The sequence below is a fragment of the Candidatus Cybelea sp. genome, assembly GCA_036489315.1.
Lineage (GTDB): Bacteria > Vulcanimicrobiota > Vulcanimicrobiia > Vulcanimicrobiales > Vulcanimicrobiaceae > Cybelea.
Window position 1 is genome coordinate 83,395 of sequence record DASXFZ010000029.1, and the last position, 25,581, is coordinate 108,975.

The window sequence follows — 25,581 nt, forward strand, 5'->3', positions numbered from 1 at the left end:
CCTATCTCAAGAGTGTTAGTGATTTCGAAAAAGTTGCTGTCCTAGCTTGCCCACCGGAGCCGGCCGCAAAACTGGCGGACGAGGAACTCTTAGGGGAACGCGTCTGGAGTTCGGATGTGCTCGGGGCGTACGCCGACGCCGATCAGCCGCGCGGGAAGGCGGCGCAGGAGCGGAAACTCGTCGAAGAGGCGCACGGCCAGGGGAGGCCGCGTAATCTGCGCGCCATGTAAGAGCGGATCGATCGCGCGATTTTGAATGAACAGCTGAAAGTCTTGGGTGATCTTCGTCGGAAACATGCGACGCTCTTGGACGCGCTGCAAGTCGTCGTCGCTCGGGGCGTCCCCGGCGGCCAGCACCGGCGCAAGAATATTGGCCGTCGCGACCGCGTCTTGAATCGCGAGATTGATCCCGACGCCGCCGATCGGCGACATCGCGTGCGCAGAGTCACCGATACAGAGCAGCCCAGGTTTGTGCCAGTGCTCGAGGCGGTCGATGCGCACCTCGAGCATCGAGACCTTCGACCAATCGTCGATCTCGGTGACGCGGTCGGAGAAAAACGGTGCAACCTCTACAATCGATTCCTGCAGCGCTTCGATCCCCTTGCTTTTAAGCGCGTCGTACGAGCCTTTGGCGATGATGTACGCCACCTGCCAGTAGTCACCGCGGTCGAGCGTGACCATCAAGTGACCAGTTATCAGCCTTCCAAGTGCTGCGGTCGGGTCGCTGGGGCTTTTGGAGATGCGCATCCACAGAACGTCCATCGGGGCGCCGAGGTTGTCGACGGTCAAGCCCGCGAGCGCGCGCACCGTCGAGTGACGTCCATCGGCTCCCACAACGAGCTTTGCATCGATCTGGAGCTCGCCATCGGGCCCCACGGCGCGTACGCCGGTCGTGCGGCTGCCCTCTTCAATCAGCGCGGTTCCGGCGGTCTTCATCAGCAAGTGGAACGTCGGATAGCGTTTTGCCTGCGCGGCAAGAAAATTCAGAAAGTCCCACTGCGGCATCATGCCCACGAACTTACAGTGCGTGCGCAGATGCGAAAAGTCTGCGACTTGGACGTTCTCTCCCGCGATGTTTGCGCCGACGGTCGCAAACTGGTTGTGCGGCAGCGCCAAGAACTCTTCGAGCCAGCCCAGCTCGAAGAGCAGGTCCAGCGTCGACGGGTGGATCGTGTCGCCGCGGAAATCGCGAAAGAAGTCCGGATATTTTTCGAGCACCACCACGTCGACCCCGGCGCGCGCGAGCAGCACGCCAAGCATCATGCCGCACGGTCCTCCGCCGACGATGCAGACGCTAGTGGATATTTGCTGCGGCGAGATCATGCGACGATGTTGACCAGCTTGCCGGGGACGTAGATCTGTTTGCGCACGGGCTTCCCTTCGAGATGAGCGTGAACGTTGGGCTCTTCGAGGGCGAGCGCCAATGCCCGCTCTCGAGCGATCGACGCCGGGACCCGGATGCGGGCGCGAACCTTCCCGTTCACCTGAACGACGAGTGTAATCTCTTCGAGCACGAGCGCTCGTTCGTCGGGTTCGAGGTACGACTCCAGGTGCACGGATCCGCGGTTGCCGAGCCCTTCCCACAGCTCTTCGGCGATGTGCGGCGCGAACGGCGCGATCAGGATCGGCATCGAGCGCACGGCGTAAAGGAGCGCCGGCGAATCGGGCCTCGTGCCCGCCGCGGCCGTCATCGCGTTTACGAGTTCGTCGAGCTTCGCAATCGTCGTGTTGTAATGGAAGCGGCGCGAGAGCGTCTCCTCGACGGCCGACTTTGCGACCAGATGGACGGCGCGCAGCAGCGCCTTGTCATCGTTCGATTCGGCCGGCGGCAGAGCGCGGCCGCTTTCGCCGCGCTCCGGCGCGGCGCGTTCCAAGAAGGGCCGGCAGGCTCGCCAGATCCGGTGCAGCAAGCGTACGCGGCCGCTGATTCCCTCGTCGGTCCAGTCGCTCGTATCTTCCGGCGGCGTCACATAGAGCAGGAAGAGCCGCATCGCGTCGACCCCGGTCTTTTCCGCGGTCTCGTCGATACCGACCACGTTGCCGCGAGATTTCGACATCTTCTCGCCGTCGCGCAGCACCATGCCCTGGTGGAAGAGGTGCGCGAAGGGTTCGTCGGGGCCCTCGACCCAGCCGCGATCGTGAAAGAACTTATAAAAGAAGCGTGAGTAGAGCAGGTGAAGCACGGTGTGTTCGGCGCCGCCGATGTACTGGTCGACGTTCATCCACTGTTGCGCCCGCGCGAGGGACCACGGCAACTGGTCGTTGTGCGGATCGAGGTAGCGCAGATAGTACCAGCTTGATTCGAAGAACGTGTCCATCGTATCCGCCTCGCGTCGTGCGGGTTCCCCGCACGACGGACACTTAGTTTCGACGAACTCCGCGACCGAAGCGAGCGGCGAACCCTCACCGCCCAAGCGCACCCCCGGCGGCAGGAGCACCGGCAAATCTTCGTCGGGAACCGGAACTTCGCCGCAGCGCGGACAGTACACGATCGGAATCGGCGTTCCCCAATAACGCTGGCGTGAGATCAACCAATCGCGCAGCTTGTAGTTGACGCTGCGCTTGCCGATTCCCAACGTCTCGAGCCGCGCGGCAATCGCCGCGCGGGCGCGTTCGCTCGACATTCCGCTGAAATCGTCGCTGGCGATGAGGCGCCCGTCTTCGACGAAGGAACCATCCGGTACGACTTCGGCTTCATCTGGAGGAACGACGACGGTGACGACCGGGAGCGCGTGCTTGCGCGCAAACTCGAAGTCCCGTTCGTCGTGCGCCGGCACGCCCATGACCGCGCCGGTGCCGTAATCGGCAAGGACGTAGCTGGTAACCCAGATCGGAACGCGTTCGCGAGAGAGCGGATGAATCGCGTAGGCACCGGTAAAGATGCCGCGTTTTTCCATGAGGCTCGTGCGCTCGAGCTCGGACTTCGACTTCAAGCTCTCGGCGAAGGCGGCGATCTGCGCGCTGCGCTCGGCCGAGATGATTCTCTCGAGCGCGGCGACGATTGGATGCTCGGCGGCCACGGCCAAAAACGTGACGCCGTACACGGTGTCGAGGCGCGTCGTAAAGACCTCGATGCCGGCGTCGAGACCGTCCACCGCAAAAGCAAACGTCGCGCCTTCGCTGCGTCCGATCCAGTTACGCTGCATCGTGCGCGTGCGATCGGGCCAGCCCGGCAGCTGGTCGAGGTCTTCCAACAGGCGGTCGGCGTAGGCGGTTATGCGGAGAAACCACTGCGAAAGATTGCGGCGTTCGACCAGGTGACCGCAGCGCCAGCAGCGTCCGTCTTGGACTTGCTCGTTGGCGAGCACGGTTTGATCCTGCGGGCACCAGTTGACCGGCGCCTCACGTTTATACGCGAGGCCGCGCTCGTAAAGACGCAAAAAGAGCCACTGATTCCAGCGATAGAACTCGGGCTCGCAGGTCGCGATCTCGCGCGACCAGTCGTAGCTCGTCCCCATCAAGCGAATCTGGCGGCGCATGTTGAGGATGTTTTCGGTGGTCCAGGCTGCCGGATCGGCGCCGCGCGCGATCGCGGCGTTTTCTGCCGGCAAGCCGAAGGCATCCCAGCCCATCGGGTGCAGCACGTTGTAGCCGAGCATCCGCATCATGCGCGCGACCGCGTCGCCGATCGAATAGTTCTTCGCGTGGCCGATGTGCAAATCGCCGGAGGGATACGGCAGCATCTCCATCGCGTAGTACTTAGGCTTTTCGCTCTGGTTGGGCGCGCGATAGGACGCGTCGCGCTCCCAGCGCGACTGCCACTTATGTTCGATCGAAGCGAAGTCGTAGCTTTCGGCCATGAAGAGCATCGTACACGCTCCGGCGGCCGCGCCGCTACCCTTTGCAACGCAGGGCGCCGTCGTGATGGACGGCCATGATACTACGAATTACGCTCGCCGCCGCGCTCGTCGCGGCCGTGGCTTTCGCTTTTCACCACTCGGCGCCGCGCAGCGCGATCGAGACGGCCGCTCTGCCGGCGGCACCCGCAAGCGCATCTCCCTCAGCGGATCCGCGCCAGGCGCACCGGCCGCGTCACCCGGCGCAGAGCGGGGAGGTGGTCGTTTACGTCGCGGGCGCGGTACGCCGGCCCGGCCTCTACCATCTGCAATTTGGCGACCGGTACGCGCGGGCGGTCGAACTGGCGGGCGGTTTGAGTCCGCAGGCCGACGCGGCCGGGGTCAACCTCGCCGCGCCGGCCGGCGATGGGGACGAGGTCGACGTTCCCGCCGCAGGGCAGGCGCCCGCCGTTCACCGGCAGGCACGCCGTGGGCGCCACCGCGCGCACACGCCGGTCGAGGCGAGCGTCGACATCAATGCCGCCGATGCGGCTGTGCTCGGGGCGGTCCCCGGAATTGGACGGGCGATCGCGCAGCGCATTATCGAACTGCGCGAACGCGAGGGTCCTTTTTCGTCGCTCGACGAGCTGCTCGACGTTGCTGGCGTGACGCAGGGCCGTTTGGAACGTGCTCGGGCCTATCTTCGGCAGCCTTAGGAAGCTCTTGCGGCGCTCCCGATCCTTCGCACAAAAGGTCATCCCGCGACGGGCTGCGCATTGAGATTGCGGCATGCAGTCGGAGCTCCCGCCAAAGCAGACGCTCCCAAGCCTTATTCGCGAGTCCCTTGCGGAGCCGCGCGATGAGGTGCTGGTCGAGCGCGTCGAAGGGCACTGGACGCCGGCCTCAAGCGCCCAGCTGCTGCAACGCGTCGTCGATCTCGCCTGTGCGATCCGCGATGCCGGCTTGGCCGCCGGCGACCGCGTTTCGCTCGTCTCACACAACTGCGTCGACTGGATCGTCTGCGATTTCGCGGCACTCTTTGCCGGCTGCGTCGTCGTCCCAATCTATCCCACCCAGGCCCTCGACCACACCGCGTACATCATCGAGCACTCCGGTGCGCGACTGATTTTCGTCGACGGAGCGCAGACGCTGGCGCGGCTGCGTGAATTGGGGGCACCGCTGCCGCGCGTCGTCGTCTTCGATTCCCGCGGCGAGGATGGCTTGGCCGCTTTCGAAGCACGCGGCGCGGAGGTCCGCGCCGCGCACCCGGAGCTCCCCGCAACCTACGAGGCGGCGCTGCACCCCGACGATCTCGCGGTGCTGATCTACACGTCTGGAACGACCGGAGCGCCCAAAGGCGTCATGCTCTCGCACGACAACTTGGCGTTTGACGCGCGCGTCTCGCTGGAATGCGGTTTCGACGGCATGGAGGCGGGGCGCGACGTGATCTCCGTGCTGCCGTATTCGCACATTTACGAGCACACGCTGATCTACATCTACCTGCTTGCGAAGGTACGGTACTTCATCTGTCACGATCCCGGCGAGCTGCTTGCCGATCTCAAGGACGTGCGGCCGTCTGAGATGACGTCGGTCCCCCGCATCTTCGATCGTGTGCTCGCGGGGGTGAAGGGTCAGGCATTGGCTGCCGGCGGCCTGCGCGCGCGGTTGGTGCCGTGGGCGCTCGAGGCCGGACGCGCCTACATGACCGCAAAAGTGCTGGGCAACGGACCGTCCGGGCGGCAGTCGCTAACGTTCGCGCTTGCCAAGCGGCTGGTACTCGGTAAGATCCCGCCGGCGCTGGGGCTCGATCGCGTCGAGTTTCTCTGCAGCGGGAGCGCTCCGCTCCACAGCGATACGGCAATGACGTTCTTGGCGATGGGCATTCCGATCATGCAGGGCTACGGGCTGACCGAAACGTCGCCCATCGTCTCGGTGAGCCGCTTGAGCGCCAACGAATACGGTGCCGTCGGGCGGCCGATCACCGGCGTCGAGGTCGAGATCGCCGGCGACGGCGAGGTGCTCGTCCGCGGACGAAACGTGATGCACGGCTACTATCACAACGAAGAAGCCACCGTCGCGGCGCTGGAGAACGGCTGGCTGCACACCGGCGATATCGGCGAACGCAACGCGGCCGGGTTTCTGCGCATTACCGACCGGAAAGGCGAGATCTTCAAGACCGATACCGGCAAGTGGATCGCGCCGGCGCGGATCGAGGCGAATATCAAGCGATCGATCTACGTCGCGCAGGCGCTGGTCGTGGGCAGGGGACGTCCGTTTCCGATTGCGCTGATCTGCCCGAACTGGACGTTCCTGCGATTGGCGATTCCGCAGATTCCCGCTGGAACCGAGCCGGAGGGCATGGCGGCCCGCGACGACGTGTGCGTCTTTTTGACGCGGGAGGTTCACACGCAGACCGCTGCGCTCGCCGGCTACGAGCAGGTGCGCAAGATCGTGATCGTACCGCACGAGTTTAGCGTCGAACGCGGCGAGCTCTCTCCATCAATGAAAATCAAAAGACGGATGGTCGAGCAGCATTATGCCGCCGAGATCGAGCGGGCGTACGAGGGTGCGACCGCGGTGCACGCGCCCGCATGACCTCCGCCTCCCAGCGGATCGACGAAGTCGTTCGCGGGCCGATCAAGAGCAAAACGGTCTTTCCTGCCCTGATCCTCCACCTCGTCGAGTGCCGGCCGGATCACGGTTACGGCCTGATGCAGCGTATCCACGAGATCTGCGGCGACCTCGTCGCGGTAAATACCAACAAGATTTATCCGCTGCTGCGACGCCTCGAAGAGCGCGGGTTCGTGACCGCTTCGTGGGAAAATCCGACCAAGCGTTCCCGCCGAGTCTACGCGATTACCGCGGCAGGCGCGGAACGTCTGCGCCGGATAAAGAGTTCGATGCTGCCGTATCTTGACTCGATCGCCGGAGCGATCGAACGCTTACGCGCCGAGTTGTACGAAACTAGCAGGACCCCGGAACCGTACCGACGATAGTCGGCATCGCATTGGGAGGTCCTCGTATTGCACGTTACATCGCTACGCATTCTGATTGTTGCAGCTGCGGCTCTGGCGTCCAGCCTGCCCGCGAGCGCCGCGAAGCCGCCGCCGATACCGCCGCTGACGCCCGATGCCGTCACCCATCATCGGATCGTCCTCGACGGCAGGACGCTGGCGTACACCGCCCGCGCGGGAACGATTACGCTGCGCAACGCCGGCGATCAACCGACGGCACGCGTCTTTTATACCGCTTACACGCTCGACGGCGCGAGCCCGTCGAAGCGGGCTGTAACCTTTCTGTACAACGGCGGCCCGGGAAGCTCGACGATGTGGCTGCGCATGGGTTCCTTCGGGCCGGTTCGAGTGCAAACGCCGATCGGTCAGCTTGCGGGTCCGCCCCCCTATCGGCTCGTCGACAACGGCAACTCGCTGCTCGACCGGACCGATCTCGTCTTCATCGATATGCCCGGGAGCGGATTCGGCCGCATCATCGGGGCAGGAAAGCGTGACGATTTCTGGGGCGTCGACCAAGACGTCGCTGCCTTTGCCCAGTTCATCCAGCGCTACATCACGAACTTCAACCGGTGGAATTCGCCGCGCTTTCTCTTCGGAGAATCGTACGGCACGACGCGCTCTGCGGCGCTCGCGAACTATTTGCAGAACGCGGGAATCGGCCTCAACGGCGTCGTCTTGCTTTCGTCGTTCTTGAACTCCAACATCGACTATAACGACGGTGCGCCGGTCGGCGGCGGCGACTGGGGATATCTCCTTTATCTCCCGACCGAGACGGCGACGGCGTGGTATCATCACGCGCTGGGCGACAGGCGGCCGCTCTCGCAGATCCTTCCCGAGGTGGAGAGCTTCGCTCTAGGCGAGTACCTCGATGCGCTCGGGCAAGGCGCGCAGCTCGCTCCGGACCGTTTCAACGACGTCGTCGCGAAGCTGCATCGCTACACCGGCCTCTCGGAAACCTACATCCGCAACTCGAATTTGCGGATTCCCTACGATCGATTCGAAAACGAGCTGCTGCGACAGCAAGGCCGTACCGTCGGGCGCATCGACTCGCGCTTCAAGACGTACGTGCTGGACCGCCCCGAAGTCTCACCGGATTGGGATGCGACCGACGCGGCGATCGACTCGGCGTTCACGTCGACCTCGAACTACTACCTGCGCCAGGTGCTGCGCTATAACACGCCGCTGCTTTACCGCGCCAATATCTACGACCTCATCTACGGCGGCGGGCAGAGCTGGGATTTCAAGCACGGTACGAACGTTCAGATTCTCAACGTCACGCCCGATCTGGCCCAAGCGATCACGTACAATCCGAACCTGAAGGTCTTTTCCGCAAACGGCTATTTCGATTTCGCGACCCCCTTCTTCGCGACGGTCTACGCGCTCGATCATCTCTATTTGGCGCCGGCGCTTCGGCGAAACATCACTTACGGCTTTTACGAATCGGGGCACATGGTCTATCTCCACCCGACCGCGCTTGCGCGCTTTCACGACGACCTTGAACGCTGGTACGCGGGAGCGCTGAAAAATGTTTAGCCTCGCCGTAATCCTAGCGGCAGCGGTCGCCGTGCCGCCGACCCCCGGGCCCAACGCGCCGGTGCCCGACGCGGTAAGCAAACACACCATAACCCTTAGCGGGAAGGTCTATCCGTACACGGCGCGCGCCGGTACGATCGCGTTGGAGAACGATAAAAACGAGACGACCGCCTCGATCTTCTACACGGCGTTTACCGAAGACGGCGTCGACCCGCACACGCGGCCGGTAACCTTTCTCTACAACGGCGGGCCGGGCAGTTCGACGATTTGGCTGCGAATGGGATCGTTCGGACCGGTCAGAGTCTCGGTCGGCGACGGCGTTCCGACGCCGAACGCTCCGTTCGGGTTGAATAGCAACCCCTACTCGCTGCTCGATCGCACGGATCTGGTTTTCATCGATGCGCCGGGGACCGGGTTCAGCCGGATCCTCGGAGCCGGAACGCCGAAGGAATTTTATGGCGTCGATCCGGACGTACAGGCGTTCGCGCAGTTCGTCTCCAGATATCTTTCGACGTTTGGCCGCTGGAATTCGCCGAAGTTTCTCTTTGGCGAATCCTACGGCACTCCGCGTTCGGCGATGCTCGTCAACGCGCTCCAGCAGAAAGGCGTCGGCATCAACGGCGTCGTGCTCCTCTCCTCAATTCTCGACTTCGGTCTCGCGTGGGACGTGAATTTCACTCCGACCGCCATCGGCGGCGGTGACTGGGCATTTCCGCTGTACCTGCCCACCGAGGCCGCCTCGGCTTGGTACCACCACGCGCTGCCCGGCCCCCAGACGACGCTGAGCGATCTGCTGCCGAAGGTCGAGGCGTTTGCGATGAACGAGTACCTCAACGCACTCGCCCAGGGAGCGAATCTCTCGCCCGGCACGTACAACGACGTCGTCGCCAAGCTGCACGAATACACTGGTCTCCCCGAACGCTACATCCGCGATTCGAACCTGCGAATTCCCTACTATCGCTTCGAAACCGAGCTCTTCCGCGACAGCGGCGTCATGCTCGGACGCTACGACGCGCGTTATACGAGCTACATGCTCGATCGTCTTCAGGAACGGCCCGATTTCGACGCCGTGGATTCGGCGATCGATGCGGCCTTCGTCGCGACCGGAAACTCCTACCTCCGCGACGTTCTCGGTTACCGCACGACGGCGGTCTATCAGCCGGAGATCAACGTGTTCCGGCAGTGGGACTGGAAGCACAACGGCTCCCTTCCAACCAATACCGCTCAGGATCTAGCGGCGGCGATGGCCTACAATCCGAATCTGCGAGTCTTTTCCGCAAACGGCTACTACGACTTTGCGACGCCGTTCTTCGCGACCGTCTACACGCTCAATCACCTACAGCTCTCGCCGGAGCTGCAGTCGCACGTCAGCTACGGCTTCTACGAATCCGGCCACATGGTTTATCTGCACACGGCCGCGCTCGCGCAGTTCCACGACGATCTGGAGCGCTGGTATTCGCAGACGCTCCAGGCCGGCCGGTAGTTACTTCGAGATCGCCTCGAACTTCGCGAGGGTCTGTTTGTAGATCGCCGCGAGCCGGTCGTAGCCGGTGCGCATGTCGGGCGTGGGCGCGGCGTCCGCACTTTCGACAGAGCTTTCGAGGTAGTCGAGCTGATTCTCGAGGAAGAGAAAGCTCGTGACGTCGTGCGAGTAGACTCCCATCGAATCGTCGGGATTCGCGGGAGGCGCCTGACCGGCGATCTCGCGGCCGATCGCTTGGGCGCGCTCCGGCGAGGCCCGCTTGGCAGACTCTCCGGCCTTCGCGCGCGACTGCGCCACTTCGGCCCGCAGCGCTTCAATGCGGCGCGCCAAGACGTACTGCGCGGATAGATCCGCGTCGCTCGCGGCGATGCGCGGATCTCGCTCGACGCGGGCTTCTCGCGTGTAGGAAGCTCCGTCGACGCGCAGACGCACGGTATAGCTTCCCGGCGGGAGCAGCGGACCGTCGGACGTGTCCTGGTGGAAGTCCCAAACGAAGCGATGCGCTCCGGCAGCCGTCTCGGGAAGAGGGTGGCGTTCGATCCAGTGCGTCGTAAAGGGAACCGATTGCGGATCGACCGCTTTGGGCGGCTGCGAACTCGACCACTGCCGCACGACGCTGCCGTCGCCGGCGAGAATCTCGATAACCACCGGACCGCGCGCCTCGTGCGGCAGATAGTAGTCGATGTAGAGTCCGGTCGGGGCATTGTCGACCTGCGGCTCGTCGAGCGGCAGCGGCGTCCCCTCCTGATTGCCGGGGCGGATCCGCCGCGCAGGGACCGGCGCGAAGAGATAGGCCCGGTCGCGACCCGCTTGGGTGACTTGCCGCAGCGGTGCGATATCGTCCATCACCCAAAACGCGCGGCCGTGCGTCGCCAGCACCAGGTCGTTGCCGTGCACGGCGATATCGCGGATGGAAGTGACCGGAAGATTGAGCTGCAGCGGCTGCCAGTTCGCTCCGTCGTCGAACGAGACGTACACGCCTCGCTCGGTTCCGGCATACAGGAGTCCGGCGCGGACCGGATCCTCACGCACGGCGTTGACGAACGATCCCGTAGGAATGCCGTTCGAGATCGAAACCCACGTTGCGCCGCCGTCGCTCGTGCGATAGATGTACGGCTTGTAATCGTCGAGGCGATGGCGGTCGATCGCGGCATATGCGACGGCGGGATTGTAATGCGAGGCCTCGATGATTCCGACCTTGCTCCAAGCGGTAAGCTCCGGCGGCGTCACATTCTTCCAGTTGAGAGCCTGCCCCGAGCTTGTCGAAGGCCGCGTGACCCAGATGTAACCGTCGTCCGTGCCGGCCCAAATGAGGCCGGCGCGCAGCGGCGAGGGCGCGATCGAATACACGACGCCGTGACGGCGCACGTTGTTGTCGTCGGCAAGCGTCGGTGCGTCGAGATTTGCCGGCGTGCCTTCGTCGGCGCGCGAGAGATCGGGGCTGACGATCTTCCAGGTTTCGCCGCCGTCGCGCGAACGAAAGATATTTTGGTGGGCGAAGTAGAGCGACGTGCGATCGACCGGTGAGAACGCCAGCGGCAGCGTCCAGGTGTTGCGCCATATCGTCTGGGGATGCGACAGCATCGGATCGACGTTCTGCTCCCAGCCGGTTGCCGGTATCTCGCGCGTTACCGTCGGACCGCCCTCGCCGCTAGAGTCGCCGAAGACCATGCCGTGACGGCGCGGATCGGGAGCGAGATTGCCGTTCTCGCCGCCGGCATCGAGCGGTCGAAAATCTTGCTGTGAGAGCGTTCCGTACTTGCTCATCGTCGTCGCCATGGCGGCTCCGGAATCTTGTTGAGCGCCATACGCAGAGTACGGGAAGCCATCATCGGTAGCGACGTGATAGAACTGCGCCGTCGGCTGATTGTACCAAGAGCTCCACGTCCTCGCGCCGTTGAGGCTCACGACGACGCCCTGATCGCTGCCGAGAATCATGCGGGCCGAGTCGGCGGGATCGATCCACAGCGTATGGTAGTCGTCGCCGGTCGGATCTCCCAAAATCGCGGAGAAAGTCTTCCCTGCGTTCGTCGAGCGATACATCGCCGTGTTCATCACGTAGACGACGTCGGGGTTGCGCGGGTCCGCGGTGATCCCGCCGAAGTACCAGCCGCGCTGCCAGATCCGTTGGTCGCCGCTGGTTCGAGTCCAGCTCGTGCCGTCATCGTCGGAGCGAAAGACGCCGCCGGCACCGGGCGGACTATCGACGTTAGCGTAGATGCGGTGCGGCGCGGCCGCGGAGATCGAAAGGCCGATGTGGCCGACGCGCTGCGGCAGTCCGTTGGTCAGCTGCGTCCACGTCGCACCGCCGTCGCTGGTTTTATAAAGACCGCTCGCCGGGCCGTTGGAAGGGGGATAGACGTTCCACGGCGGCCGGCGCGTCTGCCAAAGGGCGGCATAGACGACGTTTGGGTCTCCGGGCTCCATTGCCAGCGAGATCGCGCCGGTATCGGCGTTCTTGAAGAGTACCTTGTTCCACGTATGCCCGCCGTCGGTCGTTTTGAAGACGCCGCGCTCTGCATTTGGCCCGTACGGATGGCCCAGGGCGGCGACGTACGCGACGTTGGCGTCGTGCGGATCGACGACGATCGCGCCGATCTGTTTGGTATCGTTGAGGCCGAGATGGGCCCAGCTCTTGCCGCCGTCGGTCGACTTGTAGACGCCGTCACCGTACGCGATGTCGGAACGCATGTCGGCCTCACCGGTGCCGACGTAGATCGTCTTTGGATCGCTCGGCGCGACGGCGATTGCGCCGATGGAGCCGATTGCTTCGTGATCGAAAACCGGCGTCCACGTTCGTCCGGCATCGTTGCTTTCCCAGACGCCGCCGTCTACGGCGCCGAAGTAAAAGTGGTTCGGGTCACCCGGGACGCCGGTTACCGCGAGCGCGCGTCCGCCGCGAAAGGGGCCGATCAGCCTCCAGTGCAGCGAGCCAAAATACGCGGGATTGATAGAGACGGCTGCGAGAACGACGGCGAGCAGGTGCATAGCTCGCTACCATCCTCCGCCGCTGTCTCCGCCTCCCCCACCGAAATCGCCACCGCCGCCGCCGGAGTCGCCGAAGCCGCCGCCGCTCCAGTCGCCGCCGCTGGCGCTGCCCATGTCGGATTGGCCCGCGTCGCTCTGCCAGCCGCCGGAATCGTTGGCGCCCCAGCTCCCGCCGGCATCGGGGGCGCTCTGTCCGGATCCGCCGGGGAGGATTCCACCGGCGCCGCCCCCGCGGAAGAGCTCGTTACCGAGCCAGGCTCCGCCTAGACCGCCCAACAGTCCGCTCCAGAAGCTGCCGCCGCCGCCGTAGCCCCCATACCCATAACCAGGCGGCGGCCCGTAGCCCGGGCCCGGAGGTGTCCCGGGCGGCGCTGCGGGCGGTGCGCTTCCTCCATAGTAACGCGGGCGCGACACCGCGCGCAGTACCGAACGCAGAAGCAGAAACCCGATAACTGCGATGATGACCCACCAAAACATCGATATATGCCCCAATCGTGAAGTGTTGCGCGCAGCGGGCGCCGCAGCACCGGCTCCACCGGGCTGCGGCCGGTTGAGCTCGCCGCGGTGCGCGCGGTAGATGTTGAGGATGGCGCTTACCGCGCCCGTTATCCCGGCGTCGTAGTTTTCACTGCGGAACTGCGCTTCCATCGAGGTGCGGATGTCGCGAAGCACGTCGGGCGTGAACCATCCGGCTTGCACGCCATTGCGATCGGGCACGATGATGTCGCGCCGGTCGTCGCGTGCGACGAAGATCAGGACGCCGTCGACGCTCTGCTGCGAGAACGCGTTCTGGGCAGCGCTCTGCAGAGGAGCGCCCCCTAGCGACGGCACCGTGAGGACGACGATCTCTTTGCCGGTTGCCGCGTTGAAGCTGGAGATCTGCATGTTGAGCTGCGCGACGGTGGCGGTTGAAAACATTCCCGCTTGGTCCTGCACGAAGTCTTTAGCCGAGGCCGCAGCGGCGGCGCACAGCCAGATCGCGCCGAGAATTGCGAGGGCGGTTCCAGGCCGGGCCGTGGGAAATTTCATGTCCGGTCCTACCCCGCGCGTTCGGGCGAAGTTTCGGGCCGGCAGGGGAACTCGACATCCGGAGGTGCGAGCAGCCTAAGCGATGGAGCCGCGCGCATCCCTACGAGCCGGATCGCTTTCATTCGCCGAGGTGCTCGCGACCTCGATCGCCCTGATCGGGCCGAGCATGACGCCGATCCTGATCGCCCCATACATGTATGCGCTTGCCGGGAACGGTACGTGGCTTGCCTACGTCTTCGGCGGCACGATGCTGACCTTCGTCGCGCTCTGCATCAACCAATTTGCGCGGCGTTCGACCTCCGCCGGCTCGCTGTACCACTATGTGGCCGAACACTTGGGGCGCGCGGCCGGCGCAATCGCGGGCTGGGCGGCGATCTGGGCCTACGGCTTCGTGGCCGCCGCCGTACTCGGTGCGATGACGCTCTTCCTCGGCTTGCTTTTCGGCTCGACCTCGTGGTCTGCGTTTCTCGTCGTCACCGTCATCGCGCTGCTCGCGTGGCAAGCCGCGTATCGCGGAGTGCAAGTCTCCGCGCTGGTGATGCTCGTGCTCGAAGTGATCTCGGTCACGGTCATCTCGATTGTCGTCGTTACCGTGCTGGTCGCCCGGGGACCGTCGCTCGACCTCGCGCAACTGCGAATCGAGGGCGGTTTTCCGGGCGGCGTGGGACTATCGATCGCGTTTGCGGTCTTCAGCTTCGTCGGCTTTGAGAGCGCCACGGCATTCGGTGCGGAGGCCCGCCGCCCGCTCGTCGCCATACCCCGTGCGGTGATCGGAAGCGTCCTTTTCGTCGCGGCGTTTTTCGTCATCGCGACCTATGCGGAGATCGTCGGTTTCGCGCACGCCGGCAAACCGCTGGGCGCGGCGACCTTTCCGATGGGAACGCTCGCCCAGTTATACGGGATTGGATTTCTGCGCGTGCCGATTGCCGCCGGCGCGCTCTGCAGCGCCTTCTCCGTCTGTTTGGCGTGCATCACGACGGCCGGACGAATCGCCTATGCGATGGCATCGGCCGGGCTCTTCCCGGCCGTGCTGGCTCGCGTGGAGCCGCGCCACGGAACGCCCAACGTCGCGGTCACGCTTGTAACCGCGCTCACGCTGGGGGTCGCCCTGGCCGCGCTGGCCTTGCGCGTGGCGCCGATCGACATCTTCAACAACTGCGGCACGCTCAGCTCGTTTGGATTCATTCTCATCTATATGCTGATTGCCGTCGCGGCGCTCGTCTACTGCCGCAAGCTTGGATCGATGCGCGTCGTCGACTTCATCGTCTCGCTGATTGCACTGGGGCTGCTCGTGCTGACGGCGATCTGGCTCTTCGACTCCGTTCCGGCACCGCCGCAACGCTGGTTCGGATACTACTTCGTCGCGTACTTGGCGGCGGGTGCTATCTGGTTTTTGCTTGCCGGCTCACTGAGAGTGCAGCGAGGCGGTAACGACGATCAATCCGCCGGCGACGCTGAGCGCGAAAAAGAAAATAAAAATCCAAACGCCTAAGCGCATCCAAAAGTCGCGCCGGGTGCGCGAGGCTCGAGTCCGGTGTAGGGGCCGCCGGGCCTTCACGAGCTTTGCGCGCGCCGCTCGGCAACATTCGACCAGAGCCGCTCCAAATTATAGAAATCCCGTTGTTCGGGCGTGAAGACGTGCACGATTACGTTTCCGAGGTCGATGAGGATCCATGAACCATCCGTGTAGCCTTCGACGCGCGAGACTCCATAACCGTGTTTGCGCGCGGATTCGACGACGGCATCGGCGATCGCGCGAGTCTGAATCTTCGAGCGGCCGGTCACGATCGCGAACGTGTCGGCCAAAATCGTGCGGGCGCCAACGTCCAGCGTCGTAAAGGACTCGCCTTTCTTATCGAGCGCGCTCTCGCGTACGAGGTCGATTAACTCGCTGATGCGCGTATCTCCGCGGGCGCGCCGCCGGCAATCGCCAGGCCGAAGCGCTCGGCCGCAGCGAGCGTCGCCGGCAGCGTCGCCTGGCCCTTGCGGACATTGTGCTCGATGGCGCCGAGCAGCACGGCACGCATCGCCGATGCGAGGTCGCTGCGCGCGAGCTGCCACAGCGCCGCCCGCGGTTCGAACGAGCGCCCTGGTTCGAGCGAGTCGGCGAGGTAAACGATGCAATCCAGCGCCGACATATTCGCCGCGCCGGTGGTGTGTTTTTCGATCGCGGAGAGCACCTCTGCGTCGTCTACCCCGAACCGCTCGCGCGCAATCTCGGCCCCGAGCTTCGCGTGGAGCAGCATCGGATTCGCGCGTTCGGCGTCGCCGATCGAGAGTCCGCGCTCCTGCGACTCTGCCAAAAGGCGTCCAGGCGAATACAGACGCGCGAGGTCGTGCAGCAGCCCGGCCAGCCGCGCTTTCCCCGTATCGGCGCCGTGCCGTTGCGCGAGGAGCTCGGCGCAGCGCGCGACGCGCACGCTGTGCGCGAAACGCTGCTGTTGCCCCAGATGCCGTCGCAGACGCCGCGAGAGTTCGGCATACGAGGCGGTCATCGCGCCAGCTTGGCGCGCAGGGCGCGCAGACGATTGCCGTAGAGTTCGCTCTTCAGACTGCCGGCCCACATGATCAGTGCGCTTTCGTTGTCGTCGGTGTAGTAACCGGTGCGCATCGTAACCGTGGTAAATCCGTACTTTCGGTAGAGCAGCTGAGCGGATGAGTTGCTCTCACGAACCTCGAGCGTCATCCACGCCGCGCCGCGGTCGATCGCTTCGTCGATCAGCCGCGCAAGCAGCACTTCGCCGAAGCCTCTCCGGCGATAGCCGGGATCGACGGCCAATGTCGTAATGTGCGAGTCGTCGACGATGACCCAGATTCCGCCGTAGGCAACGACGCGGTCGTCGTAGCGCCCCACGAAATAGTGCGCCAGCTTATTGGTATTCAACTCGTTGTAGAACGCATCGCTCGGCCAAACGGTTGAAAAACAGGCACGCTCGATGCGCGTAACCGATGAAATGTCCCTTGACGTCATCGGTTCGATCGAGAATCGGTTCGGCTGTTGCGACGGCTGTTGGAGTTCTGCTTTCAAAGTTTCGGAATCTTTGCGGCGGGCAACTCGCCGTAGTCGGCGCGCACTTCATGCAGGCTTGCCGGAGGCGTGCGAGACCCTGCTGCGAGCGCGGCGGCTGCGGCTGCGGGCGTTACGGCCGGGTCGAAGGGACGCACGTCTAGGGCGCGTTCGGCGAGCGCGTGGAGGACGTCCTTCGGAGCGCCCACAACATCCAGCCGCCCCTCGTGCCCCTCGGCGAGCAATTCCTCGAGCACGTCGGCGGTTCGGCCGGAGGCGCGGCGCGTCTTCCCCCCAGACCGGTAACGCGCCGAGATGACGCCGGGGCGCCCAACCACGACCGTAAGCACGCGTTCGAACGATCGCCCGAACTCGATCAGGTCGAACGAAGAGATGGGGACCAGCGGCAGCCGCCAAGCGGCGGCGAGCGATTTGGCATAGGCAATGGCGATGCGCAGCCCGGTAAAGCTTCCGGGACCGGCTCCGACCGCGAGACGATCGATGCCCCCTCGCTCGAGGCCAGCTTCGTCGAGGGCTTGGCGCACGATCTCGAGTCCGCGTTCGAGCGCGATGTTTCCGGATTGTTGCGCGCAGCCGGCGATCCGATCGTCGCGCGCGACGGCCGCGGAGAAGAGCCGCAGCGCTCCGTCGAGTGCAAGAACGTTCATCGCAGGTCGCGAAGCACGAGCCGGCGAGGCTCGCTGCCGGCGCCTTCCATCTCGATCTCATACCGGCGCTGCGGAATCAGGTCGGGCGCGTTGCGCCACCACTCTACGAGGACGATCGAAGCGCCGTCGAACGCCTCTTCGAGTCCCAGCTCTACGGTTTCGCGCGGGTCCTCGATGCGAAAGAGATCGATGTGGTCGATGGGCGGATCTCCGCCGTAGCGATGCCAAAAGGTAAACGTCGGGCTAGACGACGGATCGGAGCCCACGAGCGCTCGTACGATCGCTCGAACGAGCGTCGTTTTGCCCGACCCGAGCGGGCCGGAAAGCGCGACGACGTCGCCGGCTCGAAGGCGCGGTGCAAGCCTCTGGCCAAACGCGCGGGTCTCCTCTTCGTCGTGAAGAGTCAAGTGCAACGGGGTGCTCCAACGCGGAGTTGAAATACTCGATCCATGAGTGCAGGTAAGTATTGAACAACGATATCATAGCGCAGGTCAACGTCGAAGATGAGATGCGGGAGAGCTATCTCTCGTATGCAATGTCGGTCATCGCTTCGCGAGCACTGCCCGACGTCCGGGACGGTCTCAAGCCTGTTCAGCGGCGGATCCTCTACGCAATGCGCGAGATGGGCTTCGAACCCACCAAGCAGCACCGCAAGAGCGCCGGTATCATCGGCGAGGTGCTCAAAAGCTATCACCCCCACGGAGACAGCTCGGTCTACGATGCCCTCGTTCGCATGGCGCAGGATTTCACGCTGCGCTATCCGCTGGTCGACGGGCACGGTAATTTTGGCTCGATCGACCCGGACCCGCCGGCAGCTTACCGGTACACCGAAGCGCGCTTGGCGCGAACGGCGCTCGACGTTCTCGCCGACATCGATAAAGAGACCGTTCCGTTCGTTCCGAACTTCGATAACCAAGGCGTCGAGCCCAGCGTTTTGCCGGGACGTCTTCCGCAGCTGCTCGTCAACGGCTCCAGCGGCATCGCGGTGGGTATGGCGACCAACGTTCCGCCGCACAATCTCGCCGAAATCGCCGACGCGATCGCGGCGGTGATCGACGATCCAGAGATCGGCATCGACGATCTCAGCAATATCGTCACCGGGCCGGACTTCCCGACCGGCGGAACGATCCTCGGGCACGAGGCCATCCGGGAAGCCTACCGGACTGGGCGAGGCTCCATCACGATTCGCGGCAAGGCCGAGATCGTCGAAGAGCGCGGCAAGCACAAGATCGTCATTACCGAGATCCCCTATCAGGTCTATAAGAGCCGTATAATCGAAGCCGTCTCCGAAGCGTACTCGGAGAAGCGCATAGCGGGAATCGCGCGCATGGACGACGAGTCGAACCGCAAAGGCATGCGGGTCGTTATCGAACTGCAGCGGAACGCGACGCCAAAGATCGTGCTCAACCAGCTCTTCAAGCACACGCCGCTGCAGTCGAGCTTCGGCTTCAATATGCTCGCGCTGGTGCCCGTCGGTAAGGCTCGAGCGGACGGCTCCGTCGCGCTCGAACCCCAGGTGCTCAATCTCAAGCAGCTCCTCGAGCACTTCATCGCGCACCGCAAAGACGTCATCGTCCGGCGGACGGCGTACGATCTGCGCAAGGCGCAGGAGCGAGCGCACCTGCTGGAAGGCTACCGAATCGCGCTCGACAACATCGACGAAGTCATCGAAATCGTGCGTTCGAGCCAGACGACCGACGAGGCTAAGCAGCGTCTCTCGCAACGCTTTTCGCTCAGCGAAGTGCAGGCCCAGGCGATCGTCGACATGCGTCTGCGCACGCTGGTTGGGCTCGAGCGCCAGAAGATCGAGGACGAGTACGCCGAGCTGATCAAGACGATCGCGGAGCTGCAGGATATTCTCGGCAGCCCACGTCGCATAGCGCAAATCGTCAAGGCCGAGACGCTCGAAGTCAAGAAGCGTTTTGGCGACGAGCGCCGGACCGGCATCGAACCCGCAGAAGGCGAGATATCGATCGAGCAGATCACGCCGAACATCGACGTCGTCGTCACCTACACGGTCGGCGGATACATCAAACGCGTCTCGGTCGACACGTTTCGAACGCAGCTTCGCGGCGGCCGCGGCGTCATCGGCATATCGAACCTCAAACGCGAGGACGTCGTCAGAAACTTCTTCGTTACCAAGACGCACGACCACGTGCTGTTCTTCACCAATAAGGGTCGCGTCTATCGCTTACGAGGTTTCGAGATCCCCGATACGACGCGTCAGGCGCGGGGTACGGCGCTCGTCAATCTGCTGACGCTCCCGCCGGGGGAAGAGGTGACGGCGGCCTTTCCGATCGACAAGTTCGAGGGCGAGAAGTACCTCGTTATGGTCACCAGGAATGGCGTCATCAAGAAGTCCAAGCTCTCGGAGTTCGCCAACGTTCGCCGCAACGGGCTCATTGCGATCAACCTCGATCCGACCGACGACCTGCTGGCCGTCGACCTTTCCGACGGTTCGCGCGACATCATCCTCGCGTCGACGCGCGGGATGGCGGTTCACTTCAACGAGAAGAACGTGCGGCCGATGGGGCGCCAGGCGCGCGGCGTCAAGGCGATGACGCTCGAGAGCGGCGACACGATCGTCGCGATGGACGTCGTTGAAGACGAACGGCGCGAGGTGCTTCTGGTCACGTCGCTGGCCTTCGGCAAGCGCACGCCGATCGACGAGTACCGGCACACGTCGCGCGGCGGCAAAGGCGTCAAGGCGTTCGCCCGTCAGCGCGACGACATCGGCCAGGTCCTCGATCAGATTCTCGTGGCGGCCGACGATCAGATCCTGATGATCACCTCGGGGAACCAGGTCATCCGGCTGAAGGTCGGCGACATCCGCAAGACCGGCCGGGATGCCAAGGGCGTCCGGCTGCAGCGGCTGGGCGAGGGGGACGAGGTCATCGCGATTACCAACCTTGGCAAACAAGCCAAACAAATCACCGAGATCACCGGGGAACCGCAACAAACCGAGCTGTAGGAGTGTCTAGAGAAGAGAGATGAGTGCATTAGCAGAGGTCAGCCAAACCAACTTTGAGACCGAGGTGCTTAAGAGCAGCCAGCCCGTGCTGGTTGATTTCTGGGCCCCGTGGTGCGGGCCGTGCCGCATGCTCGGTCCGATCGTCGAAAAGGTCGCTTCCGCGCACGCCGACAAGGCGAAGTTCGTCAAGTTGAACACCGACGATAATCCCGGCATTGCGGGTCAATATCAGGTCTCGGGCATTCCTTGCCTGATCCTCTTCAAGAACGGACAGCCCGTCGATCGCATCGTCGGATACGTTCCGGAGAACGTCGTTACGTCGATGCTGGGCAAGCACGTCGCCTAACGAACCGGTCCCGGGCCGTCCGCCGGCGATGCATCGCATCTTGGACGACCCGCGTCTTCGCGCGATCGAAGCGGAGGTCGGCCGGGAACGAATCAAACGCGCGGCCCAGGACGTCTTGGGCCGCGTTCGTCTTTCCGAGACGGTCGAGTTTGAAGCGATCGTCGCTGCGGTCGTTGAGGCGGCGCGAGAGTTGCGGCTGGGAAGCCTGCGGCCCGTCGTCAACGCTACCGGGATCCTCATCCATACGAATCTGGGGCGTGCGCCGCTCGGGCGCGACGTGCTGGACTCCGCCGCCGAGGCCGGCGGCTATTGCAATCTCGAGTTCGACCTTGCGGCCGGCGAGCGCGGCTCGCGCTACGCCGCGCTCGACGCGCTTCTCGCGGAGGTAACCGGCGCCGGCGGACTCGTCGTCAATAATTGCGCGGCGGCGGTTTTGCTCGTACTCGATACCTTTGCGCGCGGTCGCGAAGTGGTCGTCGCCCGCGGCGAACTCGTCGAAATCGGCGGCGGCTTTCGGCTTCCCGAGGTGCTCGAGCGCAGCGGCGCGAGGCTCGTCGAGGTCGGCACGACCAATCGCGTCTACCTCGCCGACTACGAGCGCGCGCTCTCTCCGCGGACGGGGCTGATCCTGCGAACCCACCCCTCGAACTACCGTATCGAAGGCTTCGTAGCCGCCCCCGATGCGGCGGCGCTCGCGCAGCTCGGCAAGCGCGTTGGCGTGCCGGTCGTCGAAGATCTCGGCAGCGGGGCGCTGGTCGACCTTGCCGAGTACGGCGTGCCGCACGAACGAACGGTAGGTGAAGCGCTCGCCGACGGCCTCGACCTGGTGACGTTTTCCGGCGATAAGCTCCTAGGCGGCCCGCAGGCCGGCATCATCGGCGGGCGGCCGCAACTGCTCGCGCGTCTGCAGAACAATCCGCTGTTGCGGGCGCTGCGCCTCGATAAATTGTCGCTCGGCGCGCTCGCCGCGACGCTGGGGTGCTACCGGAACGCAACGGCGCGCGAGCGGATCCCGATCTACCGGATGCTTTCGGCGACGCTCGCGGAGCTGCGTGCGAGGGCGCACGCTTACGCCGCCGCCGTTTCTTGCGCAGAAATCGTCGAAACGCGCGGCTATATCGGAGGGGGTGCCCTCCCGCAGGCGAGCATCGCCTCACTCGGAGTGGCGATCCAAACTTCCGACCCGGGGGCCCTCTGCGCGCGCCTGCGCTGCGGCGAGCCGGCGATCGTGGCGCGCATCGAGCGCGATCGCGTGGTGCTCGACCTGCGGACGATCGCGCCTTCTCAGGACGATCGCGTCGTCGCTCGCCTCGCGCAGGAGTTGCCCAGCTTTTCTGACAAGCGTTGAAGCGTCTTTTTCCGTTGGAGGTTTTTGGAGATGCGTCAAGCAGCGATTATTCGTTTGGAGGGGAGCGCCGCACTCATTATTGCGTTCGCGCTTTCCGCCTGCGGGGGCCACTCGGCGTTCGATGGAGCCGTTCCGGCAGGGGGGAACGCGCAGTTACAGCGCGGTCCGCTCTCGCCGGTGCGAAGCACTCAAAACTTGCGCGCGATGATGGTCAAGGGCGGCCTGGAAAGCAACGCTTCACACGGTGCGGGGTATCCCGTTACGGCCGATCCGCCGGTCTCGCACCCCAACGAAGCCCCTTGTGTTGACAGGCTCTTCAACCCGCACACTCCACCGCTGCAATCCAGCGGTCTGCCCGTCGGCAAGTTTGCCGACTATAGCGATCACCCGTTCAACTATAAGCCGCCGGCGAACTGTCCGGGGCCGTATGCAAAGATCGTCTTCAAAATGCATTTCCGGGTGACGGCCGGCGTGCAATTCGACAGGACGGGAGCCGTCTGGATCGGCGCCACGAACGTCTTCTTCGGGACCACCTCCGAGCCCGGACAGAACGCGAGCCCGCAGTGGGACGTCGAGCGGGACGTCAGCGAGTACGCGCCGATCTTCGCCCAGCCGTCGGTGGGGCAAGCATCGGTCTATAACATCGTCAACTCGCAGTACACCGGCATCATTTACGGCACGGCCGAGCTGGATTTCTATCCGGCGACCAAGCAGTTTCCGGCGGCCGCGAGCGCCGACGGCGTCTATCCGCTCTCTGGCGGACCGAGCGGCGGATACGTCTACCTCGACGCGGCCACCGACCAAATGACCGGTACGTTCACCTTCCCAACCAATGTCCGGGCGGCCTATTTGGACGTCTTTCTCGAGTCGCAGTCGGGCGACGAGTTTTGGTACACCTGTTTTCCGAACGATCTCGCCGGTAAGCTGCAAAACTGCGGCAATACCGCCTTCCGGGAAGGCGAGGTGAGCGTCGACGGACAGCCGGCCGGGGTGGCGCCGATCTATCCGTGGATCTACACGGGCGGCATCGATCCGTATTTATGGATCCCAATCCCCGGCGTCGAAACGTTGAACTTCAAGCCCTACCGTATCGACCTGACGCCGTTCGCGGCGCAGCTCGACGACGGAAATCCGCATACGATCGCGGTCTCGGTCTTCAACGACGACAACTACTTCGCGGCAAACGCGGCGCTGCTCGTTTATGAAGACCACGGCTCCACGCAAGTCACGGGCGGGCTGATCGAGAACGGGACGGCGTTCTCGCCGGCAGAGAAAGTAGCCGAACACGTGCGCTTCGACAAGTCCGGCAACGCCAGCGGAACGATCGACGTCTCGGCGACGCACCCGGTCAGTCTGCGGGGTTACGTCAACACGTCCAAGGGCCGCGTCACGACGTCGGTGACGCAAAGCATCGCCTTCTCCAACTTTCAGCGCATCAACGATACCTCGAGTCAGTTTCTGCAGAACATCAAGCAGAACACCACGATCACCTCGAATACGATGACGTCGACGCGCGGCAAGCGCCTTCGGGCGCAGAGCCAGTGGACCTATCCGTTCGACGTTCGCTACAACTACGTCGTAAAGAGCGGCGCGGCAACCCAGACGACCGACGTCTTGCAGACTAAGAGCGGCAGCGGGCTCGATCAAACCCGCAGCAAGGCATCATCCTGGTCGTCGCTCAACAACCTGCACTCGTACGACGTTCTGAACATCCACGGGAGCAACGCCTCGCCGTCGAACGCCAAGAGCCGCCAACAGTACAAATCGCTCAACGTTGACGGCGGATGCTATGAGGAGACGCTCAAATCGCTGCTTAACGTCTTGACGAGTAAGCTGAAGGGCTGCTAAGCCGCCGCGTCAGCGGTCGCTGAACCAGCCCGACGGCGCGACGTCGAGGTTGACGTTGATCTGTTTGACCTCGGTATACGCGTCGTAGCCATAAGTTCCAAGCTCGCGCCCGATGCCCGACTGCTTGTAGCCGCCCCAGGGTGCCTCGTTATAGGTCGGGTGGTACGTGTTGATCCACGTGATGCCGGCGCGCAGCTTGCGAATAACGCGGTGCGCCTTGGCGATGTCTTCCGTGAAGACGGCGCCGGCCAACCCATAGATCGTGTCGTTGGCGACGGCAATCGCTTCCGCTTCGTCGGCGAAGGTTTGCACGACCAGCACGGGGCCAAAAATTTCCTCGGCGACGATCCGCATCTGCGGCGATGTCTGATCGAAGATCGTCGGAGCGATGAAGTTCCCCGCGGCGAGCTCACCGCCGAGCCGTTCGCCGCCGCAGAGAAGCTTCGCGCCTTCCCCGACGCCGGCGGCGATGTAGGCCTCGACGCGTTCGCGATGGACCGGCGAGATAATCGGTCCCATCTCGGTCTGCGGATCGAAGCCGTCACCGACGCGAATCTTGCGCGCTCGTTCGACAAGCCGCTCCAGGAAACGGTCGTGCAGCGATCGCTCGATCACCAAGCGCGAGCCGGCCGAACAGACTTGCCCGGCGTTGGCGTAGATCCCGAAGAGCGCGTAGTCGATCGCCGTATCGAAATCGGCGTCGGCGAAGACGACGTTGGGGGACTTGCCGCCGAGCTCGAGCGAGATCTTTTTCAGATTCGACGTTGCGGCTTGCATGATGCTGCGGCCGGTCTGCGTCCCGCCGGTAAAGGCGATCTTGTCGACGAGCGTACTGGCGGCCAGCGCATTGCCGGCAATCGCACCCGCGCCGGTGACGACGTTGACGACGCCGCGCGGAAATTCGAGCTCCTCGAAAATCGCCGCGAGGCGGATCGCCGAGAGGGGCGTTAACTCGGAGGGTTTGAGGATGCAGACGTTGCCCGCGGCGAGCGCCGGAGCCAGCTTCCAAACCGCCATGAGCAGCGGATAGTTCCAAGGAACGATCTGCCCGCAGACGCCGATCGGCTCGCGGACGGTAAATGTTTGCGAGGGTGCCGGCACGTCGAACGTTTGTCCGTGCGGTTTTGTCGCCAGGCCGGCGTAATAACGAAAGCAGTTGGCCGCGTCGACGGCGTCGTACTCGGTCTCGCGCAGAGGCTTTCCGTTGTTGAGCGTGTCGATGCGCGTGAACTCGTCGCGGTGCGCGTCGATCGCATCGGCCACTTTGAAGAGCAGCGCCGCGCGATCGGCGGCGCTCGTCGATCCCCAGGGGCCTTGGTCGAAGGCTTTGCGCGCGGCCTCGATCGCGCCTTGCACGTCCTCCGTCCCCGCTTCGGCGATCGTCGCGATCTTTTGACCGTTCGAGGGATTGAAGAGGTCGCGCGTCGCGCCGCTGCGCGCCGGCCGCCATTCGCCGTCGACGTACATCGGAATGACGCCGTCGACGCCGGGCAGGTGCGCGAGAATCGACTCGGGATCGACCGGAGAGTTCGCCGTTACTTGCATCGTCATCGTCTCTTTCTGTAGGGCCG

The 25,581-nt window shown here is 64.1% G+C and carries 20 protein-coding genes; 10 read left to right on the top strand and 10 right to left on the bottom strand.

Features of this window, described 5'->3' with window-relative positions; translation table 11 throughout:
* Positions 1 to 89 precede the first annotated feature (89 nt).
* Positions 90 to 1,322 (bottom strand): FAD-dependent oxidoreductase, encoded by a 1,233-nt coding sequence (locus VGG51_07410; protein ID HEY1882851.1) that lies wholly within the window; start codon positions 1,320 to 1,322, stop codon positions 90 to 92.
* Complete coding sequence (gene leuS, locus VGG51_07415) at positions 1,319 to 3,808, bottom strand: leucine--tRNA ligase (GenBank protein HEY1882852.1); 2,490 nt, start codon at positions 3,806 to 3,808, stop codon at positions 1,319 to 1,321. The genes VGG51_07410 and leuS overlap by 4 nt, the downstream gene beginning before the upstream one ends.
* Positions 3,809 to 3,873: 65 nt before the next feature.
* On the opposite strand from leuS, the gene VGG51_07420 reads away from it, so the two are divergent.
* The 5 genes from VGG51_07420 (at position 3,874) to VGG51_07440 (ending at position 9,805) form a co-directional block, all read left to right on the top strand.
* Positions 3,874 to 4,491 carry a ComEA family DNA-binding protein gene (locus tag VGG51_07420; protein ID HEY1882853.1) on the top strand — a complete coding sequence of 206 codons (618 nt, stop codon included), beginning with the start codon at positions 3,874 to 3,876 and terminating at the stop codon, positions 4,489 to 4,491.
* A 73-nt stretch (positions 4,492 to 4,564) separates the two neighbouring features.
* Positions 4,565 to 6,370, top strand: coding sequence for a long-chain fatty acid--CoA ligase (locus tag VGG51_07425; protein HEY1882854.1), 1,806 nt, complete (start codon positions 4,565 to 4,567; stop codon positions 6,368 to 6,370).
* A complete protein-coding gene (locus VGG51_07430) occupies positions 6,367 to 6,771 on the top strand; it encodes a helix-turn-helix transcriptional regulator (GenBank protein HEY1882855.1) in 405 nt (134 codons plus the stop codon). Before VGG51_07425 ends, VGG51_07430 begins: the two co-directional genes overlap by 4 nt.
* Positions 6,772 to 6,798: 27 nt before the next feature.
* Entirely contained in the window at positions 6,799 to 8,322 is a 1,524-nt protein-coding gene (locus VGG51_07435) for a hypothetical protein (protein ID HEY1882856.1), read from the top strand.
* On the top strand, positions 8,315 to 9,805 hold the full coding sequence (locus VGG51_07440) for a hypothetical protein (protein ID HEY1882857.1): 1,491 nt from the start codon (positions 8,315 to 8,317) through the stop codon (positions 9,803 to 9,805). The genes VGG51_07435 and VGG51_07440 overlap by 8 nt, the downstream gene beginning before the upstream one ends.
* Here VGG51_07440 and VGG51_07445 read toward each other — a convergent pair whose 3' ends face one another.
* On the bottom strand, positions 9,806 to 12,793 hold the full coding sequence (locus tag VGG51_07445) for a hypothetical protein (GenBank protein HEY1882858.1): 2,988 nt from the start codon (positions 12,791 to 12,793) through the stop codon (positions 9,806 to 9,808).
* A 6-nt stretch (positions 12,794 to 12,799) separates the two neighbouring features.
* Positions 12,800 to 13,822, bottom strand: a complete 1,023-nt coding sequence (locus VGG51_07450; protein ID HEY1882859.1) for a TPM domain-containing protein — start codon at positions 13,820 to 13,822, stop codon at positions 12,800 to 12,802.
* Positions 13,823 to 13,904: 82 nt separating this feature from the next.
* Between VGG51_07450 and VGG51_07455 the strand changes: the two genes are divergently transcribed.
* Entirely contained in the window at positions 13,905 to 15,314 is a 1,410-nt protein-coding gene (locus VGG51_07455; protein HEY1882860.1) for an APC family permease, read from the top strand.
* A 62-nt stretch (positions 15,315 to 15,376) separates the two neighbouring features.
* Here VGG51_07455 and rsfS read toward each other — a convergent pair whose 3' ends face one another.
* From rsfS to tsaE, 5 genes are read right to left on the bottom strand one after another with little or no spacing between them, the layout of a single operon-like run.
* Entirely contained in the window at positions 15,377 to 15,718 is a 342-nt protein-coding gene (gene rsfS / locus VGG51_07460; GenBank protein HEY1882861.1) for a ribosome silencing factor, read from the bottom strand.
* Positions 15,706 to 16,317 carry a bis(5'-nucleosyl)-tetraphosphatase (symmetrical) YqeK gene (gene yqeK / locus VGG51_07465; protein HEY1882862.1) on the bottom strand — a complete coding sequence of 204 codons (612 nt, stop codon included), beginning with the start codon at positions 16,315 to 16,317 and terminating at the stop codon, positions 15,706 to 15,708. The genes rsfS and yqeK overlap by 13 nt, the downstream gene beginning before the upstream one ends.
* Positions 16,314 to 16,850 (bottom strand): ribosomal protein S18-alanine N-acetyltransferase, encoded by a 537-nt coding sequence (rimI, locus tag VGG51_07470; GenBank protein HEY1882863.1) that lies wholly within the window; start codon positions 16,848 to 16,850, stop codon positions 16,314 to 16,316. Before rimI ends, yqeK begins: the two co-directional genes overlap by 4 nt.
* Positions 16,847 to 17,497: a tRNA (adenosine(37)-N6)-threonylcarbamoyltransferase complex dimerization subunit type 1 TsaB gene (gene tsaB, locus VGG51_07475; GenBank protein ID HEY1882864.1), complete on the bottom strand. Its 651-nt coding sequence runs from the start codon at positions 17,495 to 17,497 to the stop codon at positions 16,847 to 16,849. The genes rimI and tsaB overlap by 4 nt, the downstream gene beginning before the upstream one ends.
* Positions 17,494 to 17,910 carry a tRNA (adenosine(37)-N6)-threonylcarbamoyltransferase complex ATPase subunit type 1 TsaE gene (gene tsaE, locus VGG51_07480; protein ID HEY1882865.1) on the bottom strand — a complete coding sequence of 139 codons (417 nt, stop codon included), beginning with the start codon at positions 17,908 to 17,910 and terminating at the stop codon, positions 17,494 to 17,496. The genes tsaB and tsaE overlap by 4 nt, the downstream gene beginning before the upstream one ends.
* A gap of 53 nt (positions 17,911 to 17,963) precedes the next feature.
* Between tsaE and gyrA the strand changes: the two genes are divergently transcribed.
* Genes gyrA through VGG51_07500 form a run of 4 tightly spaced genes read left to right on the top strand, consistent with a single transcriptional unit; the run spans position 17,964 to position 24,010 of the window.
* A complete protein-coding gene (gene gyrA / locus VGG51_07485) occupies positions 17,964 to 20,468 on the top strand; it encodes a DNA gyrase subunit A (GenBank protein ID HEY1882866.1) in 2,505 nt (834 codons plus the stop codon).
* A 19-nt stretch (positions 20,469 to 20,487) separates the two neighbouring features.
* Positions 20,488 to 20,814: a thioredoxin gene (gene trxA, locus VGG51_07490; GenBank protein ID HEY1882867.1), complete on the top strand. Its 327-nt coding sequence runs from the start codon at positions 20,488 to 20,490 to the stop codon at positions 20,812 to 20,814.
* Between the two features lie 28 nt (positions 20,815 to 20,842).
* Positions 20,843 to 22,162: an L-seryl-tRNA(Sec) selenium transferase gene (selA, locus tag VGG51_07495; protein ID HEY1882868.1), complete on the top strand. Its 1,320-nt coding sequence runs from the start codon at positions 20,843 to 20,845 to the stop codon at positions 22,160 to 22,162.
* Positions 22,163 to 22,192: 30 nt separating this feature from the next.
* Complete coding sequence (locus tag VGG51_07500; GenBank protein HEY1882869.1) at positions 22,193 to 24,010, top strand: peptide-N4-asparagine amidase; 1,818 nt, start codon at positions 22,193 to 22,195, stop codon at positions 24,008 to 24,010.
* Positions 24,011 to 24,019: 9 nt separating this feature from the next.
* Here VGG51_07500 and VGG51_07505 read toward each other — a convergent pair whose 3' ends face one another.
* Complete coding sequence (locus VGG51_07505; GenBank protein HEY1882870.1) at positions 24,020 to 25,561, bottom strand: aldehyde dehydrogenase family protein; 1,542 nt, start codon at positions 25,559 to 25,561, stop codon at positions 24,020 to 24,022.
* Positions 25,562 to 25,581: the final 20 nt, after the last annotated feature.